Annotated in this window: 11 protein-coding genes and 1 pseudogene; 7 read left to right on the forward strand and 5 right to left on the reverse strand. The window is 63.2% G+C overall.

Annotated features, from left to right (window positions below):
* Positions 1–90 precede the first annotated feature (90 nt).
* Entirely contained in the window at positions 91–1,236 is a 1,146-nt protein-coding gene (locus B5E41_RS12010; protein ID WP_088393852.1) for a DUF2336 domain-containing protein, read from the forward strand.
* Here B5E41_RS12010 and B5E41_RS12015 read toward each other — a convergent pair.
* Complete coding sequence (locus tag B5E41_RS12015; protein WP_088393854.1) at positions 1,233–1,652, reverse strand: hypothetical protein; 420 nt, start codon at positions 1,650–1,652, stop codon at positions 1,233–1,235. The two genes, B5E41_RS12010 and B5E41_RS12015, sit on opposite strands and share 4 nt — an antisense overlap.
* A 130-nt stretch (positions 1,653–1,782) precedes the next feature.
* Between B5E41_RS12015 and B5E41_RS12020 the strand changes: the two genes are divergently transcribed.
* Entirely contained in the window at positions 1,783–2,241 is a 459-nt protein-coding gene (locus B5E41_RS12020; protein WP_088393856.1) for a GNAT family N-acetyltransferase, read from the forward strand.
* Positions 2,242–2,258: 17 nt separating this feature from the next.
* On the opposite strand, the gene B5E41_RS12025 is transcribed toward B5E41_RS12020, so the two are convergent.
* From B5E41_RS12025 to parE, 3 genes and pseudogenes are all read right to left on the reverse strand, one after another.
* Positions 2,259–3,461: an AI-2E family transporter gene (locus B5E41_RS12025; protein WP_088393858.1), complete on the reverse strand. Its 1,203-nt coding sequence runs from the start codon at positions 3,459–3,461 to the stop codon at positions 2,259–2,261.
* A 115-nt stretch (positions 3,462–3,576) separates the two neighbouring features.
* Positions 3,577–3,803, reverse strand: a pseudogene (locus B5E41_RS12030) (esterase-like activity of phytase family protein); the annotation flags it as partial.
* Positions 3,804–3,956: 153 nt separating this feature from the next.
* The gene (gene parE / locus B5E41_RS12035; RefSeq protein ID WP_088394318.1) at positions 3,957–6,044 is read right to left on the reverse strand and encodes a DNA topoisomerase IV subunit B; all 2,088 of its coding nucleotides are present in this window, start codon (positions 6,042–6,044) and stop codon (positions 3,957–3,959) included.
* 220 nt (positions 6,045–6,264) lie between these two features.
* Between parE and B5E41_RS12040 the strand changes: the two genes are divergently transcribed.
* The 4 genes from B5E41_RS12040 to B5E41_RS12055 all read left to right on the forward strand — a co-directional run bounded on the left by B5E41_RS12040 (position 6,265) and on the right by B5E41_RS12055 (position 10,472).
* Positions 6,265–7,164 (forward strand): phospholipase, encoded by a 900-nt coding sequence (locus B5E41_RS12040; RefSeq protein WP_088394320.1) that lies wholly within the window; start codon positions 6,265–6,267, stop codon positions 7,162–7,164.
* A 126-nt stretch (positions 7,165–7,290) separates the two neighbouring features.
* On the forward strand, positions 7,291–8,061 hold the full coding sequence (tpiA, locus tag B5E41_RS12045) for a triose-phosphate isomerase (protein ID WP_088393860.1): 771 nt from the start codon (positions 7,291–7,293) through the stop codon (positions 8,059–8,061).
* Positions 8,062–8,180: 119 nt separating this feature from the next.
* Entirely contained in the window at positions 8,181–8,699 is a 519-nt protein-coding gene (gene secG, locus B5E41_RS12050) for a preprotein translocase subunit SecG (RefSeq protein ID WP_088393862.1), read from the forward strand.
* Between the two features lie 144 nt (positions 8,700–8,843).
* Positions 8,844–10,472 carry a CTP synthase gene (locus tag B5E41_RS12055; RefSeq protein ID WP_064806148.1) on the forward strand — a complete coding sequence of 543 codons (1,629 nt, stop codon included), beginning with the start codon at positions 8,844–8,846 and terminating at the stop codon, positions 10,470–10,472.
* Between the two features lie 58 nt (positions 10,473–10,530).
* Here B5E41_RS12055 and B5E41_RS12060 read toward each other — a convergent pair whose 3' ends face one another.
* Positions 10,531–11,619, reverse strand: a complete 1,089-nt coding sequence (locus B5E41_RS12060; RefSeq protein WP_088393864.1) for a citrate synthase/methylcitrate synthase — start codon at positions 11,617–11,619, stop codon at positions 10,531–10,533.
* A gap of 84 nt (positions 11,620–11,703) precedes the next feature.
* On the opposite strand from B5E41_RS12060, the gene B5E41_RS12065 reads away from it, so the two are divergent.
* A complete protein-coding gene (locus B5E41_RS12065) occupies positions 11,704–12,849 on the forward strand; it encodes a citrate synthase (RefSeq protein ID WP_088393866.1) in 1,146 nt (381 codons plus the stop codon).
* The last annotated feature ends 54 nt before the right edge of the window (positions 12,850–12,903 follow it).

Consider the following 12,903-nt stretch of genomic DNA (forward strand, 5'->3'; position numbering starts at 1 on the left):
GCAAAGGCTTAAGAAATATGGTGAACCAATCTTAAACCTTTTGTCGCTACGGTCACAGCATTGAATGAAACGCGAAGGAATCGCGTTCAAGTGCTGGGGCGTCGCGTGATCGTAGAAGCTTTCCTTCGTTGGATCGAAACGGCCAAGACCGGTGATCGGGCCAGGGCCGCGAACGCACTCGGTCGAGCCTATCTGCAATCCGAGATGAGCGGCGAGGAGCGGGCGGCAGCCGAGATGGCGATGACCTTTCTTCTCGATGACCCGTCGCCGCGTGTGCGGCTGGCGCTGGCCGAGGCGGTCGCCTGGTCGCCCGACGCGCCGCGCAGCCTGATCCTTTCGCTTGCCGCGGACCAGCCCGAGGTTGCCTGCCACGCCGTCACCTGTTCGCCGCTTCTCAGCGACGCCGATCTTGTCGACCTCGCCGCACGCGGCAACGGTGCCACCCGCATGCTGATCGCGGCCAGAGGCCATGTCACCCGTCCGGTCTCGGCTGCACTCGCGGAGGTCGGCGATGAAGACGAAGTGCTCTGCCTGCTCGAAAACGACGGCGCGGCCATCTCCAGCCAGTCGTTGAAACGCATCGCTGAGCGGCTTGGCGATTGCTGCGATATTCGCAACCTGCTGCTCGACCGCAGCGATCTTCCGGCCGATGCCCGCCAGTTGCTCACCCAGCATGTCAGCAATGCGCTGCTCGGCCTGCCGCTGGCGCAGGCGGCGATCGGCCTGCAGCGGCTCCAGCGCATCAGTCGCGAGGCGACCGAGGCAGCCATCGTTTCGATCGCCGGGGAGATCGCGCCGCGAGAGATACCGGATCTCGTCGAGCATCTGCGCCTCAACGGCCGGCTGACGCCCTCCCTGCTGATGCATGCGCTCTGCGCCGGCAAGCTGGACTTCTTCGCAGCTGCAATCGTCGATCTGACAGCGTGCAGCGAGCGCAGGGTGCGCTCGATCCTGGCAACCGGGCGCATGCATGCCGTGCGCGCCCTCTATGAATCCGCCGGCCTGCCGCGGGATATCAGCGTGATCTTCGTCGAGGCGACGCTTCTGTGGCGCGAGGCCGTTCGAAAGGCGCCGGGCAGCGTGCTGGGCACTGTCGGCGGCCGTCTTCTGGAAAAATTCCGCCATCACCATGGCGCACACGGCGCGGCCGGGGAACTGCTCGACATGGTGGAAAAGCTTCATGTCGCCGAGCAGCGCCAATCGGCCCGTCTCTATGCGGCGCTTGCGGCGGCCTAGTCGTTCAGCCGGGTCACCACCCAGGAATAGCTTGCGGATACGAAATGCACGGGTTTGGAAAGCGTCTCCTTGACGTCCCGACCGGATGGCAGATGTGCGCGGACCTGGCCAGCGATGTTTTCAGCAAAGCCGGCGAGGCCTGTTGGTTCTTCGGGTGCCACAGGAGCGGTGTTGGCTGCGGTGGTAGGCCAGGGCGCCGGTTTCGGCGGTTCGGCGGCGGCAAGCGCTTTCGGCGCCTCGCACACGGCGATCACCGAGGGATAGCTGACATTGGCATAGGCCTTGAGCCGGCGTTCGGCTTCGGCATCGCAAGCGGCAACGGTTTCCCAACGCTTGTCGACCGTCGCGACATAGTTGCATTGGCTGACGGAATCGTCGCAACCGAGAATAGTCATTGCGATGAGCACCGCTTGCATATTCTGCCTCCTTGGCTATTGAACCTGAAAGCGCCTTAGACGGTGCAATTCCAACCGAAAGAAGGCGGAGGCATTAACTCTTCGTCATGTCAGCAGAAATTTGCATCTCCCGCAAACATTGGAAACCATCATGTCCGTCACCATCGCCCAGGAGCCGCCGCGCCAGGACGGCGTCATTCGCCTGCTCGATCTTTCCGACGCCTATGCAGCGTCACTTTATCCCGCGGAGAGCAACCACATGGTCGATCTCTCCTCGCTGGAGAAACCTTCGGTAAGCTTCTTCGTCGCCCGCAATGAGGGGGCGATCGTCGGATGCTGCGCGCTGGTCGAGGCCGGCGACGGCACGGCGGAGATCAAGCGCATGTTCGTTGACCCGGAGGCGAGGGGCTTGAGGATCGCGAGCCGGTTGATGAATGCGCTGGAGGCGAACGCGAGGGAAAAGCGGCTGACGGCGATCCGGCTCGAGACCGGCATCTACCAGCCGGAGGCGATCGCCCTCTACCGCAAATACGGATATCGGGAGATCGAGGCTTTCGGCACCTATCTGCCGGATCCGCTCAGCCTGTTCATGGAAAAGCGGCTGGGATAGCAGTTTGCGAAGGCAGGTCAGCCTTCCGCAACGCGGGGGATCGGCTTGGATGGCGGGGCCTGTTCGTCGATGACGATCTGCGGGAGCTTCTCGCCGCTCTCGGCATTGCGGGCCTCATGAATCCATTCGCGCCAGATTGCGACGATCAGCGCCATCAGCACCGGGCCGATGAAGAGGCCGAGAAAGCCCATTGTCTTGACCCCGCCGATAAGGCCGAAAAAGGTCGGCAGAAAGGGCAGCTTGATCGGGCCACCGACGAGCTTCGGCCGCAGGGTCTTGTCGACGATGAAGAGTTCGACAGTGCCCCAGACGAAGAGGGCGATGCCCGCGGCATGCGAGCCGCTTGCCAGGAGATAGACCGAAACCAGCGTGAAGGAGAGCGGCGCGCCGCCCGGTATCAGCGCCATCACGCCCGTCAGTACGCCAAGCGTTACCGGCGACGGCACACCGGCGATCCAATATGCCACGCCGAGCACGATGCCTTCGCCGATCGCAATCAGCGTCATGCCCATGACGGTGGAACTGATCGTTGCCGGGACGACGCGGGAAATGCGCTCCCAGCGGTTCGGCAGGATGCGTTCGCCCAGCATGTCGATCTGCTTGGAGAAGGAGAAGCCGTCGCGGTAGACGAAGAACAGCGCGATCAGCATGAAGAGCAGCGTCAGCAGAAGGTGGAAGGCTCCACCGCCGGCTGCCAGTAGGGCGCGATAGATGTTGCCGATATTGGCGCCGCTAACCGCTTGAATGAGTTCCCCCAAGGCGCCGGGACTGCCGATATATTTTGTCCAGACGTCATCCAGATAGGCTCCTGCCCAGGGCAGCGCGACGATCCAGTCTGGCGTCGCGGCGCCAGTGCGGTTGGCGTGTATCGCCCACGTGACCCAGTTTCGCACCTCGCCCGTCGTATAGGTGACCGCGAGCCCGATCGGAATGACCAGGAAGGTAACGATCATAACGATGGCGATGGTCGCGGCGATCGTCGTATTGCCCCCGACGCGGGAAAGCAGCTTGCGATAGAGCGGCCAGCTGGCAAAGCCGATGACCAGGGCCGCAAGCACCGGCACGAGGAAACCGTAGAAGAAGTAGACTCCGGCGGCGACGACCAGCACCAGCAGCCATCGCGCCGCCGAAATGGAGGGGATCAGCGGTGTGCGCGTCGGCGCCGACGGCCCCAGCCATCGCGGCTCTTGATTGCTTTTCTGACGGTCGAACACACCCACCCGCGCCTCTTCTTATTCTTGTACTCTGGTTATGGGCCATGAACCCGGCGGTTTCAAGGTCCGCGCCGTGAAAGCTGATATAAAGCATCATTGTTCGGCCGTCAGACACGGCATCTTACTGCCGCGGGCGGCTGAGAACCTTGAAGGCGTAGAATTGCGTCTTCTGAGTGGTCGAGAAATTATTGTCGGAGCCGAGGATGAGGACGCCGGTACCGTCCTCGGCCTTGCCGAGCGACATCGCCTCGATATTGTCGGGAACGAGGCCAATTGCTCTGAGGTCGAGTACCTGGCTCTTGCAGGCAGGAAGACTGGCAGGTCGTTCTTGGCGAGTGAGCGGATGGCGCCATTCCCTGGGGCGGTCGCGCGCCGTCCGCTTCATGCGCCCGTTATTTGACGGAGTTGTTCCGGTTCTTCGTCAGTTCCGTGAAATCGCAGATGCTAAAATGCGACGCGCCGGGCGTATCTGTCAGATCGTTCGGCGCGCCTGAGAGGTGTTTAAATATCAAGGTTTTCGGCGAAGGCTGCACGCTCCTGGATGAAGCGGAAGCGGGCTTCGGGCTTAGTGCCCATCAGATCGTCGACGGCGCTGCGGGTGCCTTCGAAATCCACCTCGTCGATCAGCACCCGGAGCAGGGTGCGCTTGGCCGGATCCATGGTGGTTTCCTTGAGCTGGGCGGGCATCATTTCGCCGAGACCTTTGAAGCGGCTGATCTCCACCTTGGCCTTGCCCTTGAATTCCGTCTGCATCAGTTCGGCGCGATGATTGTCGTCGCGGGCGTAGGCGGATTTCGCCCCTTGGGTGATCTTGTAGAGCGGCGGCACGGCGAGGAAGAGGTGACCGCCGCGCACCAGCTCCGGCATCTCCTGATAGAAGAAAGTGATGAGCAGCGAAGCGATGTGGGCGCCGTCGACGTCGGCATCGGTCATGACGATGATGCGCTCGTAGCGCAGATCTTCCTGACGGTATTTCGAGCGCGTGCCGCAGCCGAGCGCCTGGATAAGGTCGGCAAGCTGCTGGTTGGCGCCGAATTTTTCGCGGCCGGCGCTGGCGACGTTCAAGATCTTACCGCGGAGCGGAAGGATCGCCTGGTTGGCGCGGTTGCGCGCCTGCTTGGCTGAGCCACCTGCCGAATCGCCCTCGACGATGAAGAGTTCGGCGCCTTCGGCGGTGTTCTGCGAGCAGTCGGCAAGCTTGCCCGGCAGGCGCAGCTTGCGCACCGCCGTCTTGCGGTTGACTTCCTTTTCCTTGCGGCGGCGCAGCCGCTCCTCGGCGCGCTCAATCACCCAGTCGAGCAGCTTGGCCGCTTCGTTCGGGTTGTCGGCCAGATAGTGGTCGAAGGGGTCGCGCAGCGCATTCTCGACGATGCGCTGGGCCTCGACCGTCGCAAGCTTGTCCTTGGTCTGGCCGACGAATTCCGGCTCGCGGATGAAGACCGACAGCATGCCGACCGCCGAGATCATCACGTCGTCGGTGGTGATCTGGGCGGCGCGCTTGTTCTGGGTCAGTTCGGCATAGGCCTTCAGGCCCTTGGTCAGCGCGATGCGCAGGCCGGCCTCATGTGTGCCGCCTTCAGGCGTCGGGATGGTGTTGCAATAGGAATGGACCTGCGGGTCGCCGCCATACCAGGTGATCGCCCATTCCATCGAACCGTGGCCGCTGGCCTTCTCCGTCTTGCCGGCGAAGATTTCGCGGGTGACGGTGAATTCCTTGCCCATCGTCGCCTGGAGATAGTCCTTGAGGCCGCCGGGGAAATGGAAGGTGGCCTTGTCGGGCACCTCCGACCCTTCCGGCAGTACGCCGGGCTCGCAGCTCCAGCGGATCTCGACGCCGCCGAAGAGGTAGGCCTTGGAGCGCGCCATGCGAAAGACGCGGGCGGCCTCGAACTTCATGTGGTCCCCAAAGATCTGGGGGTCGGGATGGAAGCGCACGCGGGTGCCGCGTCGATTGTGGACGTCGCCCAGTTCTTCGAGCCCACCCTGCGGCAGGCCGCGGGAAAAGCGCTGGCGGTAAAGCTTGCGGTTTCGCGCCACCTCGACCTCGAGGAAGTCGGAGAGCGCGTTGACCACCGAAACGCCGACGCCGTGCAGGCCGCCCGATGTCTCGTAGGCCTTGCCGTCGAATTTACCGCCGGCATGTAGCTTGGTCATGATGACTTCAAGCGTCGACTTTCCCGGCACTTGCGGATGGTTCTCGACCGGAATGCCGCGGCCGTTATCGGTGACGGTGAGATAGCCCTGCAGATCGAGATGGACCTCGATGAAATTGGCGTGTCCGGCGACCGCCTCGTCCATCGCGTTGTCGATGACTTCGGCAAAGAGGTGATGCAGCGCCTTTTCGTCGGTGCCGCCGATATACATGCCCGGACGCATGCGCACCGGCTCGAGGCCTTCCAGGACCCGGATCGACGAGGCGCCATAGTCATCCGCGTTCGAGGCGACAGGTGCCGGGCGCGTCGGCGTCGAGGGCACGGCCGTCAAGGGGGCGGCCGCCGACGGACGTTCGCTCGGCGCGGCTGGCTTCTGCGCCTCCTCGCGTTTTTCGGAGAGGGGCAGTCCGGAAAAAAGGTCGTTGCTGTCGTCCATGGGGCCGTTCAGATCTTCATCCTGTCTTGGGTCTGGCTTGGGGCTTGCATCCGCCGCCGACCCAAAATCACCGCATTTCATGTCACGTTTGCGAATCAGGCAGATTCTGCCAGAAAGCACCGCGATACGCGACACCGCCGGATTGGCGGTGCTTTGACCCATGATTTGCGTTGCCGGGCGCGGAATGGCAAGCGGCGGCAGGCTTCAGGAAACCATCCGCATGCGAATGTCCACAAGTGATTACACCGTTATATCAGCAATTGCGGCCTTTTTCCTATCCGCGGCCGTTCTTTCCGCCGGGGGACCGACACGGGCGGCCGACGCGCTGCCGCCTTTCAAGGACGATCTGTTCTCGAAGCAGACTGTGCTGCAGACTAGCGACGGCGGCGCCTTTGAGGTCGTCGATTATGACGAGATGCGCGATATCAACGGCCGCGACCAGATCCCGGAGAAGCGGGCGCAGCAGAAATATGTGGGACTCGGCATCCGCAAGGCCCAGGCGGATGAAACCCTTTCACTCGACGGCATCAGGCTCGATGTCACCAGGGTGGGACCGGCGGCGAATGCCGCCTTCACTGTGATTTTCATTCACGGCCGCGACGGCGACCGCCGGCTCGGGGCCAATGATTACAGCTTCGGTGGCAATTTCAACCGGCTGAAGAACCTCGTCGCCGGCAATGGCGGGGTTTATTATTCACCGACGGTCAGGAGCTTCGACAGCAACGGCGTTGCCGCGATCGAAGGCCTCATCCGCTATGCCGGCGCGCAATCGCCGGGCCGGCCGGTGATCCTGTCCTGCGCCTCCATGGGCAGTCAGGTCTGCTGGGGCATCGCGCGCGACGAGGCCAGCGTCAAGCGGTTGAAGGGCATGTTGATCATGAGTGGCGTCACCGATCCGGATTTCACCAGAAGCGCCTTCTACAAGGCGAAGCTGCCGCTCTGGTTCGCGCATGGCAGCCGCGATCCGGTCTATGCCGCTGCCGACCAGCAGGCGCTGTTCGAGAGCCTGCGCAAGGCAAAATATCCGACGCGCTTCACGCTGTTTCAGACCGGTAACCACGGAACGCCGATCCGAATGATCGACTGGCGCAGGGTCTTGAACTGGATTCTTGCGGCTTAACGGGCGTCTTCCGGCAGAAATATGCCCGGGATCGCAGAGATTCCCGATACGTCAGGGGCATGATGCTTTTCTTTGGCGCAAGCTTTTGATATGCGGCCAGGGATATGAAGTTTGTGGAAGGCCGGCATGACACCTGACGTGCGCCCGCTGGTGGCGGGAAATTGGAAAATGAATGGCACGCGTGCCTCCCTGGATCAGATCAAGGCGATCGCCGAGGGTGTTCGCCCGCCGCTCGCCGACAAGGTCGAGGCGCTGATCTGCCCGCCGACGACGCTGCTCTACGTGGCGACCGCGCTCTGCACCGACAGCCCGCTTGCGATCGGCGCGCAGGACTGCCACCAGAAGCCGTCGGGCGCGCATACCGGCGATATTTCCGCCGAGATGATTGCCGATAGCTTCGGCACCTACGTGATTGTCGGCCATTCCGAGCGTCGCACCGACCATGCCGAGACGGATCATCTGGTCCGCGCCAAAGCGGAGGCGGCTTTCGCTGCCGAGCTCACTGCGATCATCTGCATCGGCGAGACGGCCGACGAACGCCGCGCCGGGCAGGAGCTCGACGTCATCAAGCGCCAGCTTTCCGCATCGGTTCCCGATGCCGCAACCGCCGAGAACACAGTCATCGCCTACGAGCCGATCTGGGCGATCGGCACCGGGGTCACGCCGACATCAGGCGATGTCGAGAAGGCGCATGCCTTCATGCGGGCGGAGCTCGTGTCCCGCTTCGGCGATGAGGGCCGCAAGATGCGGCTTCTCTACGGCGGCTCCGTCAAGCCCGCCAATGCCGGAGAACTGCTTGGCATCGCTAATGTCGACGGTGCGCTGATCGGTGGGGCGAGCTTGAAAGCCGCCGAGTTCCTCGCCATCTACCGGGCCTATGTGGCGCTGCTCGCCTGACGCGTTGTTCATAGCTCGGTTTATTCCGGCAGAAGGGCTTGGAATAGGCGAGAGCCTCATGTAAAGAGCCGCCAGAATTCTTATTTTATGTCCGTCTCCAGACGGGCAGGACTGGACCCATGCAGACAGTATTGATTGTCATCCATCTCATGATCGTGCTCGCCCTCGTCGGCGTCGTGCTCATCCAGCGCTCGGAAGGCGGCGGCCTCGGCATCGGCGGTGGTTCGGGCTTCATGTCGGCCCGCGGCACGGCCAATGCGCTGACCCGCACGACCGCGATCCTTGCGACCTTGTTCTTCCTCACGTCGCTTGGCCTCGGCATACTGACGCGCTACGAGGGCCGTCCGAGCGACATCCTCAACCGCATCCCCGCGACGAGCGGCCAGGGCAATGGCATTCTCGATTCGCTCGGCGGCGGCGCACAGGCTCCGGCGAACCAGCCGGCCGGCAACGGTGTCCCAAGCAGCGGTGCGGCTGCGCCCGCACCACAGGCTCCGGCCGTGCAAGCTCCCGCAGCAGGTGCTCCGGCAGCCACCGCGCCTTCAACGACTGCTCCGGCAGCCACTGCCCCGGCAACGCCCGCAGCTCCGGCCGCGCCGGCGCCGGCTCAGCCTTCCGGCGTTCCGACGGGACAGTAAACCGGACTTCGACATAAACCGCCGGCAGGCCCTCGGGTCTGCCGGTTTTCTTTTGTGCAGATTCCCGCGCCACTCTCCGAAAATTCCGGAAAAGAATTTTTGGGGCTGGCGGAATCGTTTTTGAAAAGGTATCCGGTGAAGCCCATGGCGCGATACGTATTCATCACTGGCGGCGTGGTTTCCTCCCTCGGAAAAGGAATTGCGGCCGCGGCTCTCGGAGCGTTGCTGCAGGCCCGTGGATATAGGGTCCGGCTTCGCAAGCTTGATCCCTATCTGAACGTGGACCCGGGCACGATGAGCCCGACCCAGCACGGCGAGGTCTTCGTCACCGACGACGGCGCGGAAACCGATCTCGATCTCGGCCACTATGAGCGCTTCACGGGGCGTTCGGCGACCAAGACCGACAACATCACCACCGGCCGGATCTACAAGAACATCATCGACAAGGAACGCCGCGGCGACTATCTCGGCGCGACGGTGCAGGTCATTCCGCACGTCACCAACGAGATCAAGGATTTTGTCACCGAGGGCAATCAGGACTACGATTTCGTCATCTGCGAGATCGGCGGCACGGTCGGCGATATCGAAGCAATGCCCTTCATGGAGGCGATCCGCCAACTAGGCAATGACTTGCCCCGCGGCACCGCCGTCTATGTCCATCTGACGCTGATGCCTTACATTCCGGCTGCCGGCGAGCTGAAGACCAAGCCGACCCAGCATTCGGTGAAGGAACTACAGGCGCTTGGCATTCACCCCGATATCCTGCTTGTGCGCGCCGACCGCGAAATTCCGGAAGCCGAGCGCCGCAAGCTCTCGCTGTTCTGCAACGTGCGTCCGTCCGCCGTCATCCAGGCGCTCGATGTCGCCAACATCTATGACGTGCCGATGGCTTACCACAAGGAAGGCCTCGACGACGAAGTGCTCGCCGCCTTCGGGATCGAGCCGGCGCCGAAGCCGCGCCTTGACCAGTGGGAAGAGGTTTGCAATCGCATCCGCACGCCGGAAGGCGAAGTGACGATCGCGATCGTCGGCAAATATACCGGCCTCAAGGATGCCTATAAATCGCTGATCGAGGCGCTGCATCATGGCGGTATTGCCAATCGCGTCAAGGTCAAGCTCGAGTGGATCGAGTCGGAGGTCTTCGAGAAGGAAGATCCGGCACCTTATCTGGAAAAGGTGCATGGCATCCTGGTGCCCGGTGGCTTCGGCGAGCGCGGCTCCGAGGGCAAGATCCATGCGGCGCGCTTCGCCCGAGAGCGCAAGGTGCCTTATTTCGGCATCTGCTTCGGCATGCAAATGGCCGTCATCGAGGCGGCGCGCAATCTCGCCGATGTGCCGGACGCGTCGTCGACCGAGTTCGGCCCGGCGAAGGAGCCGGTGGTCGGCCTTATGACCGAATGGGTCAAGGGCAACGAGCTGCAGAAGCGGACAGCAGCCGGCGATCTCGGTGGCACCATGCGTCTCGGCGCATACAAGGCGGCGCTGAAGAAGGGCACGAAGATCTCGGATATCTACGGCTCGACGGACATCTCCGAGCGTCATCGCCACCGCTACGAGGTCAATATCGACTACAAGGATCGGCTCGAGAGCTGCGGCCTCGTTTTCTCCGGAATGTCGCCGGATGGCGTGCTGCCGGAGACGATCGAATACCCCGATCATCCGTGGTTCATCGGCGTGCAATATCACCCGGAACTGAAGAGCCGGCCGCTCGACCCGCATCCGCTGTTTGCAAGCTTCATCGAAGCGGCGACCGAACAGAGCCGTCTCGTCTGACGCATGCGGCGCCAGATCGCGCGGTTATGCGCGATCTGGCTAATCGGCCATTCCAATTTCAGGCAGCGGCTGGCAACGGCCCGATATAGACCGAACGCGGGCGTATCAGCCGGCCGTCGAGCGCCTGTTCGCGGGCATGCGCCAGCCATCCGACCGTGCGGCCGATTGCAAATACGCCGGTGAAGGCCTGCCGCGGGAAGCTGAGTGCTTCGAGTAGCAGCGCGGTATAGAATTCGACATTGACGTCGAGCGGCCGGTTCGGCTTGCGCGCTTTCAGGATCGCCAATGCGGCGGCTTCCACCGCCTCGGCGAGTTCGACGCGGGCCCCGTCGACCTGGCCTGACGCGATCAGCGGCTTCAGCGCGCCTTTCAGCGCATCGGCGCGCGGGTCGCGGACGCGGTAGATGCGGTGGCCGAAGCCCATCAGCCTTTCGCCGCGATCGAGTTCATCGGCAAGCCATCTGCCGGCATTGTCAGGCGTTCTCACCGCATCCAGCATGTCGAGGACGGGACCGGGCGCGCCGCCATGCAGCGGCCCCTTCAGAGCGCTCAATGCCGCCAGAACCGAAGAGGTGAGGCCGGCCCGCGTCGAGGCGATGACGCGTGATGCGAAGGTCGAGGCGTTGAGACCATGGTCTGATATCGTCAAGAGATAAGTGTCGAGTGCCGCCGTCTGCTCCCTGGTCGGCAATCGTCCGGTCAGCATGCGCAGGATATCGGCCGCCTGCGGCAGCGCGGCGTCGGGCGCGATCGGTTTTTGCCCGCGCTGCAGTCTGAGGATCGCCGGCAGGAAAACTGCCGGTGCTGCCAGCAGGGCGAGGGCGGTGTCGAAATCCTCACCATCCGGCAGCCTGGCGATCAGCGCCCGCATCGCATCGACCGGCGGCAGGGCGAGCAAGGCGGCGTCGGCGGCCTCGATATGGACGAAGGTCCTTGTTCGGGCTTCCGTCAGCCAGTTGCGCAATTGCGCTTCATCGAAGCTCCGTTCCATCAATCCGTCGAGCAGCAGGGCTGCCACGCCCTCATAGGTTCCGCCAGCGACCAATTGATCCAGCGACACGCCCCGAATGATCAGTCGCCCCGCTTCGCCATCAACATCCGAAAGCTGCGTTTCGGCGGCAATGACGTCTTCCAAGCCGTTCTGCATGATGTTTTCTCCTTTACCGCGAGGATGATCCGATCTAGTTTCATTGACGTCAATCTTGACGCAATTGATCAATGTGAGGCCGTGATGCCGTGGCTGACCGCCGAGGAGGCGCTGCAGGCGCTGAAGACCAAACCGCAGACGCTCTACGCCAATGTCAGCCGAGGGCGCATCCGCGCCAAGCCCGATTCCGCCGATCCGCGCCGCAGCCTCTATCACGCTGCAGACGTGCGGCGGCTTGCCGATCGCCATGCCGGCCGCCGCAAGGCCGAAACGGTCGCGGCCGAGACAATCCGCTGGGGCGATCCCGTTCTCTCCTCGACAATCTCCACCGTTTCGAGCGGACGCCTTTTCTATCGCGGCCAGGACGTGGCCAATCTTGCAGAGAAGGCGACGCTGGAGCAGACGGCGGCATTGCTTTGGAATGGAGTGGAGACGCCTGCCTTCTCAACCGCGACCGCGCATGGCCTTCCATCGCTTCATGCCGCGTTCCTGGCGCTTGCCGGGCGGGTGGCATCGGACCTGCCGTCGCTTGGCCGCTCGCCGACGGTACTCCGGCGCGAGGCGCATGGGATTCTTGCAACGATCGCGGATGCGCTGGCGCCCGGCGCTTCCGAGATGCCGCTGCATCTCAGGCTCGCGGCAAGCTGGCAGCGGCCGGAGGCCGGCGATTGCCTGCGTCGCGCGCTGGTGCTGCTTGCCGATCATGAACTCAACGCCTCGGCCTTTGCGGCACGAGTCACCGCGTCATCGGGTGCGGCGCTATCGGCCGCCGTGCTTTCCGGTCTGGCGACGCTGACGGGACCGCTGCATGGCGCCGCCTGGCTGAGCGTCGATGCGTTGATCGAGGCGGCTTGCACCCTCGGTCCGGCACAGGCGATCCGCCGCACCCTTGCACAGGGCAATCGCTTATCCGCCTTCGGTCACCCGCTCTATCCGGACGGCGATATCCGGGCGCTGGCGCTGCTTTCGCAATTTTCACTGCCGCCTGAGTTCGCCGAGGTCAGGGAGAGGGGCGAGGAGATCGTCGGGGAAAAGGTCAATATCGATTTCGCACTTGCCGCGATGGCGGCGGCCTTCGATCTGCCGAGAGAGGCGCCGATCGTCATTTTTTCGCTTGCACGCTGCACCGGATGGCTTGCGCATGCGATGGAGCAGATCGAAAGCGGCGAATTGATCCGGCCACGGGCACGGTATACCGGACCGGTGCCCTATATGAAGAGCAGCACTTGAGGATGCGCGGCCTGCTTTTTTCGCCTATGGAAATGTCCGAATTCGGCTATCATG

Origin of the sequence: Rhizobium esperanzae (assembly GCF_002204185.1) — a bacterium.
Taxonomy (GTDB): domain Bacteria; phylum Pseudomonadota; class Alphaproteobacteria; order Rhizobiales; family Rhizobiaceae; genus Rhizobium; species Rhizobium esperanzae.